15 protein-coding genes are annotated in these 21342 nt (G+C 64.8%); 8 read left to right on the top strand and 7 right to left on the bottom strand.

Annotated features, from left to right (window positions below; translation table 11 throughout):
• Positions 1–143: 143 nt before the first annotated feature.
• The 7 genes from P5705_RS16235 (at position 144) to P5705_RS16205 (ending at position 8728) form a co-directional block, all read left to right on the top strand.
• Complete coding sequence (locus P5705_RS16235) at positions 144–2510, top strand: DNA polymerase II (protein WP_277461885.1); 2367 nt, start codon at positions 144–146, stop codon at positions 2508–2510.
• Positions 2511–2890: 380 nt separating this feature from the next.
• Complete coding sequence (locus tag P5705_RS16230; protein ID WP_277461884.1) at positions 2891–3655, top strand: COG4705 family protein; 765 nt, start codon at positions 2891–2893, stop codon at positions 3653–3655.
• Positions 3656–3672: 17 nt separating this feature from the next.
• Positions 3673–4095: a hypothetical protein gene (locus P5705_RS16225; protein WP_277461883.1), complete on the top strand. Its 423-nt coding sequence runs from the start codon at positions 3673–3675 to the stop codon at positions 4093–4095.
• Between the two features lie 278 nt (positions 4096–4373).
• Complete coding sequence (locus P5705_RS16220) at positions 4374–5039, top strand: response regulator (RefSeq protein ID WP_277461882.1); 666 nt, start codon at positions 4374–4376, stop codon at positions 5037–5039.
• Positions 5015–6358 carry an ATP-binding protein gene (locus tag P5705_RS16215; protein WP_277461881.1) on the top strand — a complete coding sequence of 448 codons (1344 nt, stop codon included), beginning with the start codon at positions 5015–5017 and terminating at the stop codon, positions 6356–6358. Before P5705_RS16220 ends, P5705_RS16215 begins: the two co-directional genes overlap by 25 nt.
• 312 nt (positions 6359–6670) lie before the next feature.
• A complete protein-coding gene (locus P5705_RS16210; protein ID WP_277461880.1) occupies positions 6671–6994 on the top strand; it encodes a hypothetical protein in 324 nt (107 codons plus the stop codon).
• A gap of 36 nt (positions 6995–7030) precedes the next feature.
• Positions 7031–8728, top strand: a complete 1698-nt coding sequence (locus P5705_RS16205; protein ID WP_277461879.1) for a phosphoethanolamine transferase — start codon at positions 7031–7033, stop codon at positions 8726–8728.
• Positions 8729–8906: 178 nt separating this feature from the next.
• Here P5705_RS16205 and P5705_RS16200 read toward each other — a convergent pair whose 3' ends face one another.
• From P5705_RS16200 to P5705_RS16170, 7 genes are read right to left on the bottom strand one after another with little or no spacing between them, the layout of a single operon-like run.
• Positions 8907–10340, bottom strand: coding sequence for an ArnT family glycosyltransferase (locus tag P5705_RS16200; RefSeq protein WP_277461878.1), 1434 nt, complete (start codon positions 10338–10340; stop codon positions 8907–8909).
• A gap of 9 nt (positions 10341–10349) precedes the next feature.
• The gene (locus P5705_RS16195; RefSeq protein ID WP_277461877.1) at positions 10350–11312 is read right to left on the bottom strand and encodes an SdiA-regulated domain-containing protein; all 963 of its coding nucleotides are present in this window, start codon (positions 11310–11312) and stop codon (positions 10350–10352) included.
• Positions 11309–12865 (bottom strand): ArnT family glycosyltransferase, encoded by a 1557-nt coding sequence (locus P5705_RS16190; protein ID WP_277461876.1) that lies wholly within the window; start codon positions 12863–12865, stop codon positions 11309–11311. The genes P5705_RS16195 and P5705_RS16190 overlap by 4 nt, the downstream gene beginning before the upstream one ends.
• 3 nt (positions 12866–12868) lie before the next feature.
• Positions 12869–13141, bottom strand: coding sequence for a lipid-A-disaccharide synthase N-terminal domain-containing protein (locus P5705_RS16185; protein ID WP_277461875.1), 273 nt, complete (start codon positions 13139–13141; stop codon positions 12869–12871).
• Positions 13138–13869 carry a glycosyltransferase family 2 protein gene (locus P5705_RS16180; protein ID WP_277461874.1) on the bottom strand — a complete coding sequence of 244 codons (732 nt, stop codon included), beginning with the start codon at positions 13867–13869 and terminating at the stop codon, positions 13138–13140. The genes P5705_RS16185 and P5705_RS16180 overlap by 4 nt, the downstream gene beginning before the upstream one ends.
• A complete protein-coding gene (locus P5705_RS16175; protein ID WP_277461873.1) occupies positions 13870–14880 on the bottom strand; it encodes an NAD-dependent epimerase in 1011 nt (336 codons plus the stop codon). It lies immediately after the preceding gene.
• Positions 14868–16205 carry a UDP-glucose dehydrogenase family protein gene (locus tag P5705_RS16170; RefSeq protein WP_277461872.1) on the bottom strand — a complete coding sequence of 446 codons (1338 nt, stop codon included), beginning with the start codon at positions 16203–16205 and terminating at the stop codon, positions 14868–14870. Before P5705_RS16170 ends, P5705_RS16175 begins: the two co-directional genes overlap by 13 nt.
• A 628-nt stretch (positions 16206–16833) precedes the next feature.
• Here P5705_RS16170 and P5705_RS16165 point away from each other — a divergent pair.
• Positions 16834–21321, top strand: coding sequence for an NEL-type E3 ubiquitin ligase domain-containing protein (locus P5705_RS16165; RefSeq protein WP_277461870.1), 4488 nt, complete (start codon positions 16834–16836; stop codon positions 21319–21321).
• The last annotated feature ends 21 nt before the right edge of the window (positions 21322–21342 follow it).

Genomic DNA, 21342 nt, shown 5'->3' with positions numbered 1-21342 from the left:
CTTGCCGGCGAACCAGACGACGCGGTGGATGGCACCGGCCGTGCCGGTGTTCGCCGGCAAGGCCGGCTCCTACAGGAATGCATCGTCGGGCGCGGTTAGGCGGTAGAATCCCCCATCGAGCACGACGACCAGAGGTTCACGCGGTGCAGCTGCAACAGGGCTTTGTCCTAACCCGTCATTGGCATGACACGCCCGAAGGCACTTGCGTGGAGTACTGGCTGGCCACCGACCAGGGGCCGCGGCGCCTGCGCCTGGCCGCGCAACCCTCGGTGGCGTTCATCCCCGTCGAGCACGGCGAGCACGCCCGGGCGTTGCTGGCGGGCGAGCAGGGCGTCGAGCTCAAGCCCCTGCAACTGCGAGACTTCGAACAACGTCCGGTACTGGGCCTGTACTGCCGGCAGCACCGCCAGTTGATCGCCCTCGACAAGCGCCTGCGCAGCGCCGGCGTAGAGGTCTACGAGGCCGACATCCGCCCCCCCGAGCGCTACCTGATGGAGCGCTTCATCACCGCCCCGGTGCGTTTCGATGGCCGCCCCGACGCCCAGGGCGTGCTGCACGACGCCCAGCTCAAGCCCGACCCGGACTACCGCCCACCGCTGCGCCTGGTGTCGCTGGACATCGAGACCAGCGAACGTGGCGAGCTCTACAGCATTGCCCTGGAAGGCTGCGGCCAGCGCGACGTGTACATGCTCGGCCCGGCCAACGGCGCGGCCTGCGAGGTGGATTTCGCCCTGCATTACTGCACCGACCATGCCGCGCTGATCGACAGCCTCAACCAATGGCTGGCCCGCCACGACCCCGACGCGATCATCGGCTGGAACCTGGTGCAGTTCGACCTGCGCCTGCTGCACGAGCACGCCCAGCGCCTCAACGTACCGTTGTGCCTGGGCCGCGATGGCGCGCCGATGCACCTGCGCGAGCACGGCAGCCGCAGCCACTTTTTCGCCGAGGCGCCCGGGCGGTTGCTGATCGATGGCATCGAGGCACTGCGTTCGGCGACCTGGAGCTTCCCGTCGTTCAGCCTGGAAAGCGTTGCCCAGCAATTGCTGGGTGAAGGCAAGGCCATCGATACCCCGTACCAGCGCATGGACGAGATCAACCGCCTGTTCGCCGAGGACAAGCCGGCCCTGGCCCGCTACAACCTCAAGGACTGCGAGCTGGTCACGCGGATCTTCGCCCACACCCGGCTGCTCGACTTCCTCCTCGAACGCTCATCGGTCACCGGCCTGGCGGTGGACCGCAGCGGCGGCTCGGTGGCCGCGTTCTGCCACTTGTACATCCCGCACATGCATCGCATGGGGTATGTCGCGCCGAACCTGGGCAGTGGCGAGGGCGAAGCCAGCCCGGGCGGCTTCGTCATGGACTCGCGGCCCGGGTTGTACGATTCGGTGCTGGTGCTGGACTACAAGAGCCTGTACCCGTCGATCATCCGCACCTTCCTGATCGACCCGGTGGGCCTGGTCGAAGGCCTGCGCCAGCCGGATGACGCGCATTCGGTCGAGGGCTTCCGCGGTGCGCGCTTCTCGCGCAGCCAGCACTGCCTGCCGGCCATCGTCGAGCGCGTGTGGCAGGGGCGCGAGGCGGCCAAGCGCGACGCTAACGCGCCGCTGTCGCAGGCGTTGAAGATCATCATGAATGCCTTCTACGGGGTGCTTGGTTCCAGCGGCTGTCGCTTCTTCGACCCACGCCTGGCTTCGTCGATCACGATGCGCGGGCACCAGATCATGCGCCAGACCCGGCTGTTGATCGAAGCGCGGGGCTTCGATGTGATCTACGGCGACACCGACTCGACCTTCGTCTGGCTCAAGGGCGCCCATGACGAGGACGCGGCAGCCCGTATCGGCCGTGAGCTGGTGGCCGAGGTCAACCAGTGGTGGCGCCGGCGCCTGGGCGAAACCATGGGCCTGGAAAGCGCCCTGGAGTTGCAGTACGAAACCCATTACCGGCGTTTCCTGATGCCGACCATCCGTGGCGCGGAGGAGGGCAGCAAGAAGCGCTATGCCGGCCTGGTGCGTCGCGCCGATGGCAGCGAGGAGATGGTCTACAAGGGGCTGGAGTCGGTGCGCACCGACTGGTCGCCCCTGGCCCGCCAGTTCCAGCAGGAGCTCTATGGGCGGATCTTTCGCGGGCAGCCCTATCGTGACTACCTGCGCGACTATGTGGAGCGCACGATGGCCGGTGAGCTGGATGAACTGCTGATCTACCGCAAGCGCCTGCGTCGACCGCTGGCCGACTACCAGCGCAATGTGCCGCCCCATGTGCGCGCCGCAAGGCTTGCGGACGAGTACAACCGTCGCCTCGGGCGCCCGTTGCAGTACCAGCGCGGCGGCTGGATCAGCTACGTCATCACCACGGCCGGCCCCGAGCCGCTGGAAAACCGCCTGGCGCCCATCGACCACGAGCATTACCTGACCCGCCAGTTGCAGCCGGTGGCCGACGCCATCCTGCCCTTCGTTGCCGAGCGCAGCATCGACCTGCGTAGCCTCAAGCAGCTCAGTTTCAATTTCTAGAACCCGTGTTTTCGAGGTGCTCGACGTTTGAATTGCAGTGCTCTGGAGACCGAGCGCCGCCCGCGCGGCGCATCGCGGATGAATCCGCTCCTACATTCGTTGCAACGTGCCGCATCTGTGAGGCCATGGTTGCCAGCCTTGGCGCAAGGCGTAAGTCGGGCGCGGCGGCGGCAACGCCAGCCGAAAAATCGCGTCGAACAAACAAGGCCTAACTGGTATGGCCACGTTGCAACAGATGTAGGAGCGGATTCATCCGCGATGCGCCGCGCGGGCGGCGCTCGATCTTCCAGAACGGCAACCGACGCTGCTCAGGTTCACCTAAGTCTTGCACCGTAGTGTCCCTCCCAGAAACCGCGAAAGGTCCCTGGGAGGTATCCGTGATGACCGCAACACACCAAGGTTGGCTCAACAAGGTCCCGGAAGTGACGCTGTCCTTCTGGATCATCAAGATCATGTCCACCACCGTTGGCGAGACCTTCGCCGACTTTCTCGCCGTCGACGTCGGCTGGGGGCTGGGTATCACCAGCGTGGTGATGGCGCTGCTGCTGGCCGGCGCGCTGGCCATGCAACTGCGCAAGCGCGAGTGCGAGCCCTGGGTGTACTGGTTGAGCGTGGTGCTGGTGAGCATCCTGGGCACCCAGATCACCGACATCCTGACCGATGTGCTGGATGTCAGCCTATACACCAGCACGGCGGTTTTCTCCGTGCTGCTGATCGTCAACTTCGCGGTCTGGTACGCGGTGGAGCGCAACCTCTCGATTCGCCAGATCGTTACCCCGCGGCGTGAGCTTTTCTACTGGGCCACGGTGCTGTGCACCTTTGCCCTGGGCACGGCCGGTGGCGACCTGGCCACCGAGGCGCTGGGCCTTGGTTTTGGCCTCGGCACGCTGATCTTCGGTGCGCTGATCGGCGGTTGCCTGCTCGCGTGGCGGCTGGGCGGCAACACGGTGCTGTTGTTCTGGGTCGCGTACATCCTGACCCGCCCGCTTGGTGCCTCGCTGGGCGACCTGCTCACCCAATCGCATGACTACGGCGGCCTCGGCATGGGGGCCACCTGGACCAGTTTCATGTTCCTCTGCGTCATTTTCCTCCTGGTTGGCGTGGCCCAGTTCGGTGCCGCCCAGTCCAGACGGCTTGCTCCCTGAAAAACGAGGTTAACCCCATGATGTCGAATCGCACGTTGCTCACCCCTCTGATGATCGCCGGTCTCGCCTGCGTGGTTGGTCTTAGCCAAGGCTGCTCCAAGGCCGAGGATACGCCGCAGGTGAGCGCCGGGGTCCACGCCCCCAGCAAGCTGGGTGATCTCGGCGCCTTCCGTGTCATCGCCCAGGATGTGGCGGCGAAGGTGCAGGCCCAGGACCTCCCGGGTGCCAAGACCCGCATCAAGGACCTGGAGAAAACCTGGGACGACGCCGAAGCGGGTATCAAGCCTCGGGCCGCCAGCGACTGGCACTTGCTGGACAAGGCCATCGACCGTTCGCTCGATGCCCTGCGGGCCGGGCAGCCAAGCCAGGCCGATTGCCAGGCGGCGCTGGACGACCTGCTCAAGGTCTTCGATGCGTTGCAGGGCCCACGGCAAGGGTGAGGCTGTTGCTTCGGTGCCGGGAGGACTATCGTTGCCACTCAGGCAGTGCCTTTGTAGGAGCGGCCTTGTGCCGCGAATGGGCTGCGCGGCAGCCCCAAGGTTTCAGCGTTGACTCAACGATCACCAGCGCCGCTTTGCAGCCCTTTCGCGGCACAAGGCCGCTCCTACAGGGATCGCGCAGGCTGAGGCTGGCGTGGTCGGGGTGGGACCGGGTTTACCCGCGAAGCCGGCGCCTACGCGGTGACGGTGAGGTATTGATCCGCATGACGGGAGACACCATGCGAGTACTGCTGGTCGAGGATGACACCATGATCGCCCAGGCGCTCCGGGCGGCACTGGAGACGGCGGGCTACGCCGTCGACTGGGTCGATGATGGCCTGGCCGCCGAGGCGGCGCTGCGTACGCACCACTACGACCAGGTCCTGCTCGACCTTGGCCTGCCGGGGCAGGATGGCCTGCAGTTGCTGCAGCATCTGCGCGCCGCGGACAACCCGGTACCGCTGCTCATCATCACCGCTCGCCCAGGGTTGGAAGATCGTCTGAATGGGCTTGATGGTGGCGCGGATGACTTCCTGCAGAAACCCTTCGAGATGGCCGAACTGCTGGCCAGGATGCGCGCCGTGATGCGCCGCAAAGGCGGGCGCGCGGCCCCCGAACTGGGCAATGGCACGGTCACCCTGGACCCGGCCGCGAAATGCGCCCGAGTGCTGGACCAGGAAGCGATCCAGCTGTCCAGCCGCGAATTTGCCTTGCTCCAGGCGTTGCTGGTGCGCCCCGGCGCGATCCTGTCACGGGCCGAGCTGGAAGACCGGCTTTACGGCTGGGGCAATGAGGTCGAGAGCAATGCCGTGGAGTTCCTCATCCATGGCCTGCGGCGCAAGTTGGGCAAGGACGTGATCCGCAATGTCAGGGGGTTGGGATGGATGGTCTCGAAGGGCGCGTGAGGTACTCGCTGCAAGTACGCCTGTCGCTGGCGCTGTCGTTGGCGATCCTGCTGGTGGCCACCTTGACCGGGATCTTCAGCTATGTCTCCGCCTACGATGAGGCGCTGGAGTTCCAGGACAACAGCCTGCGCCAGGTCGCGGCATTGTACGCACGGCAAGGTGTCACCTTCCGCTATGCCGGCAACCCGGCGACCGCGATGGAGGATGACGAGGAAACGCGCATCGTCATCCAGTTCCTGGCCGATGGCGCCCAGGTGGCGCATGGCGATGACAGCCGACTGCCGCTACCCATTCCCGTCACGGTCGCCGATGGCCTGTCGACCGTGGTGGTCGGTGACGAGCCTTTCCGGGTCCTGGTGGTCAGGAATGCGGCCGGCGAGCGTCTTGTAGTGGCCCAGGAAATCGATAGCCGCAACCGTGACGCCCGTGAGAGTGCCTGGCGGGCGTTGCTGCCGTTCGCCATTCTGTTCCCGATCCTGTTGCTGGTGGTCGCCGACCTGATCCGTAAATTGTTCAGGCCTGTCGCGGCGTTGGCGGCGATGCTCGACCGCCGTGAGGACCAGGACCTGCGGCCGATCGACGACCAGGCGTTGGCCAGTGAGATACGCCCCTTCGTGCATGCCATCAATCGGCTGCTGGCGCGCGTCGCGCGCACGCTGGAGGGCCAGAAGCGCTTTGTCGCCGATGCCGCCCATGAGTTGCGCACCCCGTTGACGGCCTTGTCGCTGCAGGCGGAGGGTCTCGAGGCTGCTGTGACGTCTGCAGGTGCCCAGGCACAAGTGGCGCAGTTGCGCCGTGGGATAGGCAGGAGCCGCAAACTCGTCGAGCAGCTGTTGGCGCTGGCCGGCGCGCAGCTTGCGGCGCAACCGGCAGAGGCGGTGTCACTGCACCAGGCTTGCCGCGCCGTGCTGGAGGACCTAATGCCGCTGGCCCAGCGCAAGCAATTGGACATCGGTGTCGAAGGGGATGATGTGCGCGTGGCGATCCGCGATGTCGAATTGCGCGCGGTCATCAAGAACCTGGTCGAAAATGCCATTCGCCATGCGCCGGTTGGTGGGCAGGTCGATGTGCAGATGGAACAGACCCCGGCCGTGGTGCAACTGTGCGTGCGCGACAATGGCCCGGGCATCGACCCGACGGAATGGGAGCGGGTGTTCGACCCGTTCTATCGCGGCCAGGGGTGCCGGGAAGAAGGCTCCGGGCTGGGGCTTTCCATCGTGCAGGGCATTGCTCAGCGCACGGGTGGGTTAATCGATGTCGGCTACGCTGACGCAGCCAGGCACCTGGGTTGGCGGGTTTGCCTGCGTTGGCCCAAGTGAAAGATGCGATGGCAGGCTAGCGGACGGCGCAGGGGCTGCTAGAGTCAAGGCGTTCCCAATTGTGGGAGTGGACAAGGATTGCCTGCTCATGCACCCCGTTTTCAGTTTTACGCGACCTGCTCATGATGATGCCAGGCGCGATTCCACCCTGCCCGAGCCGATCGATTCGGGCAAAGACTCGGCCTTCTACATGCATAAAGGCAGCCACTGTGGGGCGCCGGGATTTATTTCGCATGTTTTTTTAACGAGTTTTTCATTCGACACACCTTAAAAGAATGGCCATGCGCGTTCAAAAGAACGGAGGCGCGGGTCATGCCTGACACCATGTTTGCTTATCGATTGCTGTTTCTCATGGTGTTCATGACTTCGATCATGAGCTGGGTTTTTCTCTGGCTGGTCGGCTACATCCAGCATCATCCGCTGTTTCATGCCCACCCGGGAAAGCCAGGCGCTGTTTCGGCCATGGGGCTTTTGCTGGTGCTGGCGTGCGCGGTGCTGGACTTTTTCCGGGTGGCCGAACGCAACAGCTTGTTGATTGTGCTGATGAGCGTGGGCCTGGTCATTCCTTGGGGAATGGTGTTGATCATCAAGTGCCATGCACTGATTCGCAGTCGCAAGTTTTCATCACATAACTAGATCCAAAGCATTAATAGGTTGGGGAGTAGTAGGTTCATGAACAAGGACGCTGTAGCTGCACGCGCCGAAGTGGGCTTGAAAAAGGGCATCAACCCACTGGGTGTTATCTTATTGGTCGCCTTGTGGATGACCGTTGCCGTCAATTCGGTGTTCTGGTCGACCGTCTGGCGGGCGATCGATGGTTTCGACAATGGTAATCCGCTGTTCCTGATCAGCCTGCCACTGTTCGTGCTGGCCTGGCATTTCATCATTCTCTGGGCGTTGTGCTGGGGGCGGCTGCTGCGCCCCATGCTGGTCACCCTGATCCTGGTAGCCTCTGCCGCGAGCTACTTCATTTCCCGCTACGGCATCGTCATCGACGCCTCGATGCTGACCAACGTCATCCAGACCGACCCCGCCGAGGCGCGCGACCTGCTGAGCCCCGGCCTGCTGTTCTGGCTGCTGCTGACCGGCGTGCTGCCAGCGTTGGTGGTCTGTCGCCTGCCGCTGGCCCGGCCGCGCTGGCGGCGCCAGGCGGCCTGGCGCCTGGGCAGCCTGGCGCTGGTGCTGGCCATGGTCGGGGTGATCGTGGCCACGCAGTATCAGTCGTACGCATCGCTGCTGCGCAACAACCGCGAAGTGCGCCTGATCCTGGTGCCCTCGAACGTGCTGGGTGCGGTGCACAGCTATGCCAAGCGCACCTTCGACAAGCCCGAGGCCTTCGTGCAGGTCGGCCTCGATGCGCAGCAACGGGTCGAGGCCGGCACGGGTGGCCGGCCCAAGCTGCTGGTGCTGGTGGTCGGCGAGACCGCCAGGGCCATGAACTTCTCCCTCAACGGCTACGAGCGGGCCACCAACCCGGAGCTGGCGCGGCGGCAAGTGCTCAGCTTCCGTGACGTCAGCTCCTGCGGTACCGCCACGGCGATCTCGGTGCCCTGCATGTTCCAGGACCTGGGGCGCCAGCAATGGAAGAGCCAGTACGCCGATCATCGTGAAGGGCTGCTCGACGTGCTGCAGCGTGCCGGCGTTTCGGTGTTGTGGCGGGACAACAACTCGGGGTGCAAGGGGGCTTGTGACCGGGTGCCGAGCGAAGACCTGTCCCATGCCGATGTCGCCCAGGTGTGCAACAAGGGCGAGTGCTTCGACGAAGTGCTGCTGTCCGGCCTGCAGGGTTACCTCGACCAGCGCAGCGATACCACGGTCGTGGTGCTGCACATGAAGGGCAGCCACGGCCCGGCCTACTACAAGCGCTACCCGGCGGCCTTCGAGCGCTTCACGCCGGTGTGCAAGGACAACCAGCTCGACCAGTGCGAAGAGCAGACCATCCGCAACGCCTATGACAACTCGGTGCTGTATTCGGACCATGTGCTGGGGCAGGTGATCGACCTGCTCAAAGGCAACGCCGCACGCTTTGACAGCGCGATGCTGTACGTATCGGACCACGGCGAGTCGCTGGGGGAGAAGGGCGTGTTCCTGCATGGCCTGCCCTACGCCATGGCGCCCAAGGAGCAGACCCACGTGCCCATGGTGTTGTGGATGTCCCCGCAACTGGCGGCGCGCCGTGGGCTGTCGTTGACCTGCATGGAACAGCGCACGGGGGCGGAGTTGTCCCATGACAACCTGTTCCACTCGGTGCTGGGCCTGATGGATGTGCAGACCTCGGTCTACCGTGCGCAGCTGGACATGTTCCAGCCTTGCCAGGCCGGGCATCTGGCGGGGGAGATGCCGGCCGTGGGGCAGGTCGCCGAGCAGTGAAATCCTGGGGGGGGCAACGGCTTGGATCCGGCCTTGCCCATTGCCTTGGCATCACCTCTGTAGGAGCGGCTTCAGCCGCGATCACCCGCGAAGCGGGTGCCAGGCACCGCGTTGCCTGCATCGCGGCTAAAGCCGCTCCTATGTATGGGTTCGCCTACATTGTCTACCTGCTACTACCTCAGTGCCTGGCCTGAAGCGCACTGGCGCACACCGGCCCCAGGCCCAGCAACGTGGCGCTGCGCTTGCGCTTGAGGTAGGGCTCGACGCGGACCAGCGTGCACGGTGCCAATGCTTGCAGAGCGGGTGGCAGCGTGCCCTGCACGAACAGCAGGGCAGGCGCAGCCTGCTCCGTTGGTGTGGGCAGCGTGCTGACCGGCCGATCCAGATAATAGACCAGGCGCATGTCCGGCGACTCTAATGTATAGGCCGGCACGCCTGGGTAAGCCTGGGCGACCGCCTGCAGTTGCGGCAGCGCCGTGACTCGATGGGCGAACACTTTCCCTTCGAACAGCAGGTAGAACAGGCTGAAACCGACCAGTGCCAGCAAGGGGACACCCTGCAGTAACCCTCGCTGCCAGCGCTTGTGGGCCTGTTCAAGCAGCGCCTGCCAATGCCACGCCAGCAGCAGGGCAAGCGCCGGGTAGGTGGGCAACAGGTACTTCGCATGCTTTTCGGTGAACAGCGAGAACACCAGCAACGGCACCAGCGCGAAGCACGCCAGCAACATCAACGGCCGTTGCTCGCGGATCTGCCGCCATAGCTGGCGAGGCCTGATCAGCAACGCCAGCCAGAACGGAAAGAAATCGCCCCCCAGGTACAGCAGGTAGGCGTACCAGGCTTCGGCGCCCCGGCCATTGATCTTCCTGAGGATGTCCTCCTGCAGAATCGCCCCCCAGATGCCCCAACCCTCCTGAAGCGTCACCAGCAGGTACCAGGAGCCGCCGACCGCCAGCATCAGCAGCCAGCCCGGCAGGTCGCAGAGGTAGGCCCGGGCGCGTGGGTCGCGGCTGAGCAGCGCATACGCCAGCACGGGGGCGATCACCCACAACAGGCACACCGGGCCCTTGGCCAAAAGCGCCGCTCCGAGCAGCCCATGGCTGAGCCAGACCCAACCGCGTCGGCCCTGCGCGAACAGATACCGCCAGGCACAATACCCAGCCAGGAAGCACAACCCGGTCAGGGTCATCTCGATTTCCGCGCGGCGGGCGAACAGGCTGAAGCCGGCGTTGGCGACCAGCATCATCACTGCCAGCAGCCCCAGACGTGGGCCGCCCAAGTGCCGGGCCAGGTCATACAGCGCCAGGCAGCAGGCCGCTGCGAACAAGGCAGAGGGCAGGCGCATGCTCCACTCGCCAAGCCCCCCCGGCAATTGCGCACTGAGCAACGCCAGCCAGTAGAACAGCGGCGGCTTGGACAGGTACAGCTCGCCATTCATGGAGGGCAGCAACCACTGCCCGCTGGCTTGCATTTCCCGCGTGGTGACCGCCCGACGGGCTTCATTGACACTCAGGAACGGCAGGTCGCCCAGCCCCCAGAACAGCAGCAGGGCGATCAGTGCCAGCACCAGTATCCAGAACAGCCTGCGCGGAGGTTCGACAACGAGCGGCACCATGCGTGGCCCTCAAGGTTTCTTGAGCAGGTAGAACAGGTTCGGCTCGCTGACCACGTAGAGGTTGCCGTCGCTGTCCATGGTCATGCCCTCAGGTTGTGGCGCGTTGTTGCGCAGCCCGCCAATGCCGGCACGTAACGAACGAATACTGACGAAGCGGCCTTCGCCATCCAGTTCGGTGATGTTCTTCGACTGGTCGCTGAGCACCAGCAGGTGGCCGGTGCGCGGGTCGTAATAGCCGTCGGACAGGTCGGTGGCGAAAATGCTGCGCTTGACCCAGTCGCGCCGGTCACTGACCGTGAGGTGCAGGGGCCCGCCGTTCAACGCCGAGAGCATGCCGGTGACTTCGAACAGTTGCCGCGGGCCACGTTCCTTGATGGCGTAGAGGCGGTCGTGGCGGGCGTCGTAGGTCACGCCTTCGAAGCCCTTGTTGTGAAGGGTCGGGTTGATCTCCAGGGTGATCCACTGGGCTTGGCTGGCCTGGATCGGTTGTGGCGTTGCGGGGAGGGTAACCACATCCAGCCGTTGCAACGATTCGTCGCTGATGGCCAGGCGACCGTTGCCTAGATATGCCAGCCCCTCGGTGTCCTGGAAACCCACCAGCGGGTAGCGGGCCTGGATGTCACCTTGCTTGCTCAGCTCGAGGATCTCCATGGGCGTGCCATTGGTGATCGCCAGCAGCCGGTCGCGGTCGTAGTCGTAGGTGATGCCGGAGAGATTGTCCAGGCCTTGCTCGACCACCTTGGCGTCGATCACCACCTGGTAGGCCGGCAGCCAGATGTTCTGCCCGGGTGCCGTGTCGCCGGTCCAACGGTTGCTCAGGTGGGCGTAGAGTTGTTGCGGCCAGAACGAGCGTGCGGCTTCGATGCCGATCAGGCTCAGGGCGACCAGGACGATCACGCCGCCGATCAGCAACCAGCGGTTGAGACGTTGCCACCAGCGCCAACGCTGGGTCGATAGAGTCTGGGTGGTCATTGCCTGGCGCCCTCCTTGGCGGCTTGCAGGTTCCCGGGCGTGTCGGCCCAGGTGAAGTGGTAGACCTGGGCGGGTGGCGCGGCCTGGCATTGGCCGTTGTCGGCGTCGGCACCGACCACATACCATTCATGCCGCGAGGTGTCGCCAAGCTTGCGCGCCTTGTCGGCGCTGAAGCAGCGACCCAGTTCGGCCGCCGGGACCAGGGCGAAGGCCTTGGGGTGCTGGCGCAGCCAGTAGACCGCCGAGTCCGCCACGGCCTTGCCGCTGAAACCGAAGTGGACGATCGGCTGACGCGCGAACAACCAATGCCCCTCGCGCCAGTTGACCAGCACCAGTTCGGCGCCACCGGTGGCCCGCGCGGCATCGGCCATCAGGGTTTCATGGGGGTTGCGGCCTTCCTTGACGGGTTCCATGAAACCTCGGGCGAACCACAGGCAGAACCACACCACCGCGACCGTGACGAACACCTTGCGCCAGCCCGGTCGCTGCTGGAACCAGCGCTGGAACAGCCAGGGCACCAGCGGCGCGATGGCCAGCACCAGGCCCGGCAGCGCCGGGAATATGTAGAGTTTGCGCTTGCCGCTGCTCAGGCTGAAGAACAGCAGTACCAGCGCCACCCAACCAAGCAGCAGAAGAATACGCCCGTCGCGCTTTTGCAGCTGCTTGCGCCAGGCCGGCACCAGCCAGGGCAGGCCCAGTATCAGGGGCAGCCAGTACTTGGGGATGACCTTGACGAAGAAGTACCAGAAGGGCTCGCGGTGGTCCCAGGCATTGGCATAGCGATTGGCCGTCTGGCGCAGGAGGATCTCCTTCAGGTAGGCCAGCTCCGCCGCGCCACCGCCCTGGGCGATCGACACCAGCAATGGCAGCAGCCATACCGCGCAGCCGACCAGCAGCCAGATGAACCCCAGGCTCCAGCGCCAGCCCTGGCCGGGCATCGCCACCACCCCGCGCCAGCCCCGGCGCACCGCCCAGGCATAGGGCAGCAGCATCAGCGCCGGGACAAAGCCCACGCCTTTGCTGATGATGCCCAGCCCCATGGCCGCGCAGGCCAGGTAGAACCAGCCCCAGGCCGGCCCCAGCAGCAAGTGGCGGACCATGCCGTAGAAGCCCAGCGCCACCCACAGGCAGAGGAGGCTGTCGATCTGCCCGGTGCGCAGGATGCTGTAGGTCTGGTAGGTGGCCAGGAACAGCAGCGCGGCAATGCGCCCGACCCGCCGGTTCCACAGGCGCCGGCCAAGGTCGTGCAGGACCAGGGTGATGGTTGCCGCCGACAACAGCCCGGGCAGGTACAGGGCGACCTTGGGCAACCCGGTCAGGGCTGTGAACAGAGCCACGGTCCACATGAACAGCGGCGGCTTGTCGCCATAGATTTCAGCGGCCCGGTGCGGGATGAACCAGTTGCCGTTCTGCAGCATTTCCAGGGCGACGCCGAGAAAGCGTTCTTCATCGACGTTCATCGGCTGGCGCCAGCCGATACCGGCGCCGATCAGCAACAACGCGAGGGCGACCAGCGCCAGCCGCTCGGCGCCGAGAGTCTTGAGACGTGGCAAGGGCTATTCCTTCTGCTCTTTGTAACGGGAGATCAGCTGCAGGTTGCGCAGGTAGACCAGGATGCCGAAGGCCTGGCCGAGGATGAACACCGGGTCCTGGCGGTAGATGGCGTAGACCAGCAGCAGCGCGCTACCGAGCATGCTCAGGTACCAGAAGCCCACCGGGATCACGCTGCGGCGCTTGAACTCGCTGTACAGCCACTGCAGCACGAAGCGGCCGGTGAACACGGCCTGGCCGGCGAAGCCGATGATCAGCCAGAGGGTTTCCCGGGTCATCCTTCGAGCTCCTGTGGGCAGGCGTCCAGGCGGGTGCGGCGGATCAGCCACCAGACCCCGAACAGGTCGAGAATGCCGACCAGCGCGCGGTCGAGGTTGCCGTACTTGGAGATCCCCGCGTGGCGTGGCCGGTGGTTGACCGGGTGTACCAGCATGCGGCCGTTGTGGCGCAGGATCAGCGCCGGGATGAAGCGGTGCATGTGGTCGAAGTAGGGCAGGCCGACGAAGGCCGCGCGCTCGATCAGCTTGAGGCCGCAGCCGGTGTCGGGAGTGGCGTCTTTCAGCAGGCGGCTGCGCAGGCCGTTGGCGAAGCGCGAGGCCCAGCGCTTGCTGGCCGTGTCGCGGCGGTTGACCCGGTGCCCGGCCACCAGCTTGACGTCGTCGTTGCCGCGCACCAGCGCAAGCATGCCGGGGATGTCCGCCGGGTCGTTCTGGCCATCGCCATCCAGAGTCGCCAGCCAGCGCCCACGGGCAGCCTGGGCGGCATGCCAGATCGACGTGCTCTGGCCCAGCGAGCGCTCATGGCGCAGGATGCGCAGCTGCTGGAAACCCTGGTTCTTCAACTGCTGCAGCATGGCCAGGGTCTGGTCGCTGCTGCCGTCGTCGACCACCAGCACTTCATAGCGCTCATTCGCCAGTGCAGTGCGGATTTCCGCCAGCAGCGAGGGCAGGTTGTCGACCTCGTTCTTGGCCGGTATCAGCACCGACAGGTCAAGGGGTTCGGTCATTCAGGCTTCCTGTGTCGTTGTTGTGGTTGCGCGGCGGGTACCGGTGTAGAAATCCCGGTACCAGCCGACGAATGCCCGCACACCCTGCTCCAGCGAGGTGCTCGGGGAGAAATCGATCCAGCGCGCCAGCGACGACACATCGGCCCAGGTCTGGTGCACGTCACCCGGCTGGAACGGCAGGTAGTTGCGCTGTGCCTTGATGCCCAGGGCGTCCTCCAGGCATTCGACGAAGCTCAGCAGCTCGATCGGTTCGCCGCGACCAATGTTGAACAGTTGGCAAGGCGGTTGCCCTTCACCGGCCTGGGGCGGCTTGACGCGCAGGCGTCGGATGCTTTCGACGATGTCGTCGATGTAGGTGAAATCCCGCCCCATCTGGCCGTGGTTGTAGAGGTCGATCGGCCGGCCTTCGAGGATGGCCTGGGTGAACTTGAACAGCGCCATGTCGGGGCGGCCCCACGGGCCATACACGGTGAAGAAGCGCAGGCCGGTCATGGGGATCTGGTAGAGGTGCGCGTAACTGTGGGCCATCAGCTCGTTGGCGCGCTTGCTAGCGGCATACAGCGAGACTGGCTGCTCCACCGGGTCTTCGACACAGAACGGCAGCTTGGCGTTGGCGCCGTAGACCGAACTGCTGGAGGCGTAGACCAGATGCTGGGGCCGGTACTGGCGGCAAGCCTCGAGCATGTTGAGAAACCCCACCAGGTTCGACTGGCCGTACACGCTGGGGTTGTCCAACGAATAGCGCACGCCGGCCTGGGCGGCCAGGTGGATCACCTCGGTGAAATCGTGCGCGGCGAACAGCCGGAGCAGCGCGTCCTGGTCGGCGATGTCGAGGGACTCGAAACGAAAGTTCGGCCATTCGGCCAGTTGCTTCAGGCGCGCGTGCTTGAGCTCGACGCTGTAGTAGGTGTTGAGGTTGTCGATGCCCACCACCTCCAGGCCCTCCTGGCACAGGCGCCGGGCGAGGTGGAAACCGATGAAGCCGGCGGCGCCGGTGATCAGTACGGGCATGGCGGCTGCACCTGGCCACGGCCGATGCCGTAGTACGTGAGGCCCGCGGCGGCCATGTGCTCGGGCTCGAACAGGTTGCGACCGTCGAACACCACCCGGTCGGCCAGCAGATGCGGCACCTGGTCCAGGTTGAGCACCCGGTAGTCCTGCCACTCGGTCACGATCACCAGGGCGTCGGCACCCTCCAGCGCGTCGTCCTTGCAGTGCACCAGGCGCAGGTCGGCGCGCTCGCCGTAGTGCCGCTGGATTTCCGCCATGGCCTGGGGGTCGTGAGCCTGGATTCTCGCGCCCGCGGCCCACAAGGCTTCGATCAGCACCCGGCTGGAGGCCTCGCGGATGTCATTGGTGTTGGGCTTGAAGGCCAGGCCCCAGAGCGCGAAGACCTTGCCTTGCACACCCTCGGGGTAGTGCCGGGCGATCTTGTCGAACAGGCGGTTCTTCTGCCGTTCGTTGACTGACTCCACCGCGCGCAGCAGGTGCGGCTCGAAACCTTCGGCCTCGGCGCACTTGCGCAGGGCCTGCAGGTCCTTGGGGAAGCACGAGCCGCCAAAGCCACAGCCGGGGTAGATGAAGTCGTAGCCGATGCGCGGGTCCGAGCCGATGCCACGGCGCACCATCTCGATATCGGCGCCCACATGCTCGGCCAGGTTGGCGATTTCGTTGATGAAGGAGATCTTCGTCGCCAGCATGCAGTTGGCGGCGTACTTGGTCAGCTCGGCGCTGCGCGCGTCCATGACCATGAGCTTTTCACGGTTGCGGCTGAACGGCAGGTAGAGCTCGCGCAGCAGCTCCACTTCGGCCGGCCCGGCGCCGCCGATGATGATGCGCTCGGGGCGCATGAAGTCATCGACGGCCGAGCCTTCCTTGAGGAATTCCGGGTTGCTGAGTACCTGGAATTCGCGATTGTCGGCCACGCGCTGGTCGATATGCGCCTTGATGCGGTCGACCGTACCGACCGGTGAAGTGGATTTATTGACAATTATCCTGGAGCCGTCGGCGTGCGCCACGATGCTGTCGACCACCGCGAACACATGGCGCAGGTCGGCGCTGCCATCGGCGAGCGGCGGTGTGCCGACAGCGATGAACAGCAACGTGGCATGGTTGCTGGCCCGCCTGGCATCGGTGGTGAACGTGAGGCGGCCGCATTCGAGGTTCTTCTCCAGCATCGCCGCCAGGCCCGGCTCGAAGATCGGGCAGTGCCCCTGGCTCAAGCTGGCGACCCGTTCAGCGTCGACATCCATGCACATCACCGAATGCCCCACCTGGGCCAGGCACACCGCCTGGGTGAGGCCGACATAACCGGTACCGAAAACCGTCACCTTCATCTAGCAGCTCCATGATCGAATCTGGGCAGGTAATGACCAATGCCGTGCTGGGCTTCGCTGACGTGCAGAGCCTCGGCTTACAAGCTGTAAAAAAGTGTCACAACGTTGTTTAAGTTTTGTTAATCAAGCTGTCATCCAACGCCAGGGAGCGCTGGTGAAAACGCACCGTGATCAAGGCTTTCGATGGCTGTAGGCAGGCGAGGCCCCGGAGTGCGTTGAGCTCTGAGGGGGAGTCTGGGATGCGTCCAGGGGGTGAGGCATTGCGTGATGCACGACCAGGCAGCAGGCAAAGGCATGACGATCCAAAGTGCACACATCTCTCCTTGACGTGAAGACTCTAGAGGTGGGGGAGCGGAGGCGCTACGAGCAATCCTTTTGTCTTGTCGGGCGGAACGGTTCAACGCTTGTTTTCGGCCTGGGTCGGCCAACGCCGAGGCAAGCACAGAGGGTAGTTAGTGGTAGCCAGATTGCCAGTATTGTGAGGAGGCCACTGACGAGAGGTAGGTGACAAGCGCCTCCTGCCAGGCTTTGTGAAGCCTGGCTTTCCGGGGCAGGTGGTAATTAGCTAGCCATCGCCGCGCCAACGCCGCAGGTAGCCTCGTACGCCATTCTGACCTGGAGGTACGACATGGGCACCACTGCCAAGCAACCGGTAACGAGCGTCGACACACTGGCCATCGAACAGGCGTATCAGGACCGCTTGATCGCCCGCCGCCTACCCTCATGGATGAGTGAATTGAGCCCGGTACAGTTCGACGTCCTGAGCGAGGCGCTCAAGACCAGCCTGGCCTGCCAGCAGGGGCTGGATGCAGCGTTTACGCCCGTTCAGGGAATCGACGCATTCACCAGGCCCTTGCTGCAGCAGGCGTTGGCCGAGCGCTACAAGGTCGATCAGGCGGTCGACACGTTATTCTTTCGCCAGCAGTACTTTTACTGGGCCAATGAAGGTGGCCAGGTCGCTGGGCGTTATCCCTTGCAGGGCACCGACGACTACGAAACGCCGCTGCTGGAGGCGGCATTGTGTAATTTCACCGTGCAGGAAGCCGGCTCCAACGGACAGCCCCGGCGCAATGCCGTGGTCGATGCTGCCGGCACCGCGCTGGCGCACCCCGGCGCACAGGGCTTTGCCGCGATGTGCCGTGAATTGGACTTGGGCAGGCGCTACCAGGAACACCTGGCTGGCGTGCTGGATGCAGGCGCAGGTCAGGCGGCGAACGGGCAGGGCATCAAGGCGCTGCTCACCCAACTGTACCAGGCCAACCTGGTGATCGATGCCTGCAAGGCAAAGGTCGATGGTGTGCTGACCGAGGCCGAGCTGGCGCTGGTGATCGGCCTGTATCGCGATGGCCAGCCAGGCACGCTGGAAGGGGCGCCAGTCATTGCCAGGCAATTGCAGGCATTTGGCTGCGACTTGCAGCAGATCGTCGTATTGGATGTGGTCGACAAGGGCTGGTTGTTCGATACCAGCCGGCGCGTGCTGGTCTACATTCCAGGCGACCCACAGGGCCCCTGGAGCGCCCGCGACGATCTGGAGGATTTTGCCAGGCGTGTGCTGGGCATGCGTCTGCGCAATGTCGAGTACCAGCGCTTCTTCCGACGCTTCGTGCGCCGCCGTGACAGCCAGCAATTCTTCACCAAGGTCGAGGAACGCCTGGGCGATGTGGCCGTCTGGGCCACCCGCGATCTGGATGAACGCATGCGCGCATACCCGGCTGCCTTGTTCGAGCACCTGGCCGATGCGCACATCGCGCGAATAAAGGACGATGCGGCGATGATCGCGCCGCCCGTGGCGCAGCTCGACCGTGCGCTGCAAGTGGCACACGACAAGCGCCTGGCTGCCGAAGGCTGGACCCTGCTGGGCCTGGCAGGGCTGTTCGTGCCGCAGATCGGCGTCGCTTTGCTGGCGGTGATGGCCTGGGACCTGCTGAAGGAAACCTTCCATGCCGTCGAGGACTGGCGGGAAGGCGATACCAGGGCGGCGCTGGATCATGTGTTGAGCATCGGCAAGACCGTGGTCGTGACCGGCGTGACGGTTGCCGGCGTGTTGGCGGTGCGCCGGGCCTGGAATGTGGTGGACGAACTGGTTCCGGCGCGTATGGAGGACGGTAGCGAAAAACTATGGAGCGGCGACCTCGTACCGTTTTGCAGCGAGGCGCCTGGGTCCGAGGCCACAGCGGACGATCAAGGGATCTACCGATTGGGCGATCAGCACTGGATCAGGTTGCTGGGCCACTATTACCCGGTGATTCAGCGCGCCTCGGACGAGCAATGGCAACTGCGCCCGCTGCAGGGGCATGGCCCTCTGTTGCGCCACAACGGTGCCGGCGCCTGGCGTGTCTGGAGCGAGCAGCCCTCCGAGTGGGAGGATAGCCATGTGATGTTCCGCCGGCTGGGTGGAGCATTCGACAGCCTGGACGACGCACGGATCGACCAGGCCCTGGCTATCCACGGCCTGGAGGCGAGTGACTTGCGAAGGTTGCATGTCTATGGCCAGGCACCTCAAGCCGAGTTGGTCGATACGGTCAGCCGAATCGTGCTGGCCGATCGCATCGCGGCGTTGATCGGCCAACTGCGTGCAGGGGCGATGATCGACGACGCACCCTTGTATGCCAAGGCGAGGGGGCTGTCGGGCGCCGAGCAGATGAACGACCAGGCGCTGGCCGAACACCTGTGGGCCCAACGGCGCAGCCTCTTGCAGCAGCTGTACGACGAACAGTTCCCCACCACCGATGCCACGCAGCTGCTGCAGCGCGACTTTGCCAGCTTGCATCGCCTCGCCGCCCAGGCACTGCTGCGTGAGGCCAGCGACGAGGATCGGCAAAGCCTGCTGGACAACCGCAAAGTCCCCTTGGCCATGGCCCAGGCGGCCAGTACCCGGACCCGGCGCATTCGTGCCGCCAGGGCACTGGAAGCATTGACCCTCGATACACCACAAAGTCTCGACCTGGTGCGAGTCGTCCTGAGGCTGCTGGAGAAAATGCCAGGTGCTGCAACGTCGCCGCGCTGGCAGCTGTTCGACGCAGACGCCGGCGAACCACTGCTGACGACCGGCGGTACGGGGCGCGAACTGCAGCTGGTCCATCGCGAGGGTGTGTTCCAGCTGCGGGACCGGAACGGTGGCGCCATTGGCGCGCCAGGTGAGCTGTTCACCGTCATGGGCCGGGGGTTCTCCACCGAGCAACGGGACATGCTGGGTATCGGTGAGCCGTTTGCCTCGTTGTTGCGCGGCGCACTGGCGCGTCAGGCCCTGGGGCAGCGCCAGATCGTCGTAGAGGCCCTGGGCCTGGACCGTCCGCCCACTTCATTCCTGGCCCCGCAGCGCCTTGATGGCGGTCGCACCGGCTACCCGCTCAGTGGCTGGCGTCGATGGTTCGGCCTGGCCAGCAATAGGCCCAGGGCGCTGGCGGCAAGGTTGCGGGACCTGTACCCAGCCTTCAGCGATGCGCAAATCCAGCAGTGGCTCGAGCAGCTGCAGCAGGAAGGGCGGGATGCCGACGCGCAGCTGGGCGTGCTGGAGGAGCAGCACGCACTGCTGGCCAAGACCCTGAGCGCCTGGCGGCGCAAGGCCTTCGCCACCAGTGAATGGGAGGCGCGCGGCGAATTTATGCAGGGGCTCATGGATTGCTGGCGCTTCCTGGTCCCTGAGCTGGGCGGTGATACGCCCGTGATGGGAGGCTACCTTTTGACCCAGACCGGTAGCCGCCTGAAGCAACTGCCAAGCATTCCGGTGCAGCTCAGCTTTCCCCATGTGTCGAGCCTGGCGTTGCGGGTGATGAGGCTCAGGTCGATACCGGACGATTTCCTGCGCGCGTTCCCCAACCTGCATACCTTGGAAATCACTGGCTGCAATTTGCAACGTCTGCCTTTGTCGCTGGCGTTGAGCGAGCGCCTGGAAGTACTCGACCTGTCGAGCAACCGGATCACCCTGGATGCCGGCCAGGCGCTGATCCTGGCCGGCTGCAGATCGCTGATCTACCTGAATCTCTCGCGCAATCCGCTGCGCAGGCCGTTCTCGGTGCTTGGCATGCCGAGGCTCAACGCTCTGCTGCTGAGTCGCACGGAGATCGCCGACATGCCCTATGGCGTGATGGAGGCGCCGCGGCTGCACACCCTGGACCTCAGCGACAACAGCATCAATATGTTGCCCGAGGGCTTCCATCAGTCCCGCCTGTGGCGCGCGGGCAGGGTGCACCTGTTCGGCAATTTGCTGGCGGCACCGGACCAGGCTGTGATTGCATGGAATGCCGTGGCGGGCAGCCAGGTACCGATGCAACTGCGCTGGCTCGACCTGGTGGACACCGAACTGCGCGATGAAATGGCGGCGGTCTGGGACCTTCTGGAAGGCGAGGCCGATTCCGAGCATTTCTTTCATCTGCTGGGTGAGCTCACGACGTCGGCCGATTTTCGCGGCGAGTTCAGTGCGCGCTACCTGGCTGCCCGCTTGTTGCGAATGATGCAGCTCATGCGGGAAAACACAGAATTGAAGCAGGAACTGTTCGACAACTCGGTGGTGACCCGCTGCGAGGACAGTGCCACCTTCCGCTTCAGTGACCTGGAGGTGCGGGTGAGGGTCTGGCGGGCCGAGCAGGGCAAACTGCCAGGGCAGCGAGAGCAGGTGCTGCTGCACCTCGGGGGGCAACTGTGGCGCTTGCAGAGGCTCGACGAACTGGCCTGGGCGCACGCCGAGATCATGCCGACCGCAGGCGTGGAGTCGCTCGAGGTGGCGCTGGCCTACCGGATCGACCTGCAGGGCGAACTGGATCTGCCGGTAGAGTTCGATGGCATGCTCCACCGACGCGTGGCCAACATCGGGCGCGCGGATACCGTCAGGGCGCGCAACTGGATCGTTACCGCGCAGACCGAGGAAGCCATCAGCGCCTGGATGGTGGAACTGCGGTTCTGGCGCCAATATCTCGAGAGCACCTTCGCCGAGCGGTTGCGCGTGCCGCAGTCCGACCATGACCAACTCGACGATCTGCTCGCCCGGAATGCACCCGACGAGGCCATCGACCGCCTGCAGGCGCGGATCCGCCAGCGTGAGCACGATACCTTGCTGGCGTTGACCCGCGAAGCGTTGGCCAGAAGTGCACATACCTGGCGGGTCGGCCTGCAATGACGCACTTCATGCGGGTTGGCC

It is taken from the genome of Pseudomonas entomophila, assembly GCF_029478665.1.
In the GTDB taxonomy this organism is placed as follows: Bacteria; Pseudomonadota; Gammaproteobacteria; order Pseudomonadales; family Pseudomonadaceae; genus Aquipseudomonas; species Aquipseudomonas entomophila_F.
The sequence above is the reverse complement of the archived record's forward strand: the minus strand, read 5'-3'. Positions and strand labels throughout refer to the sequence as shown.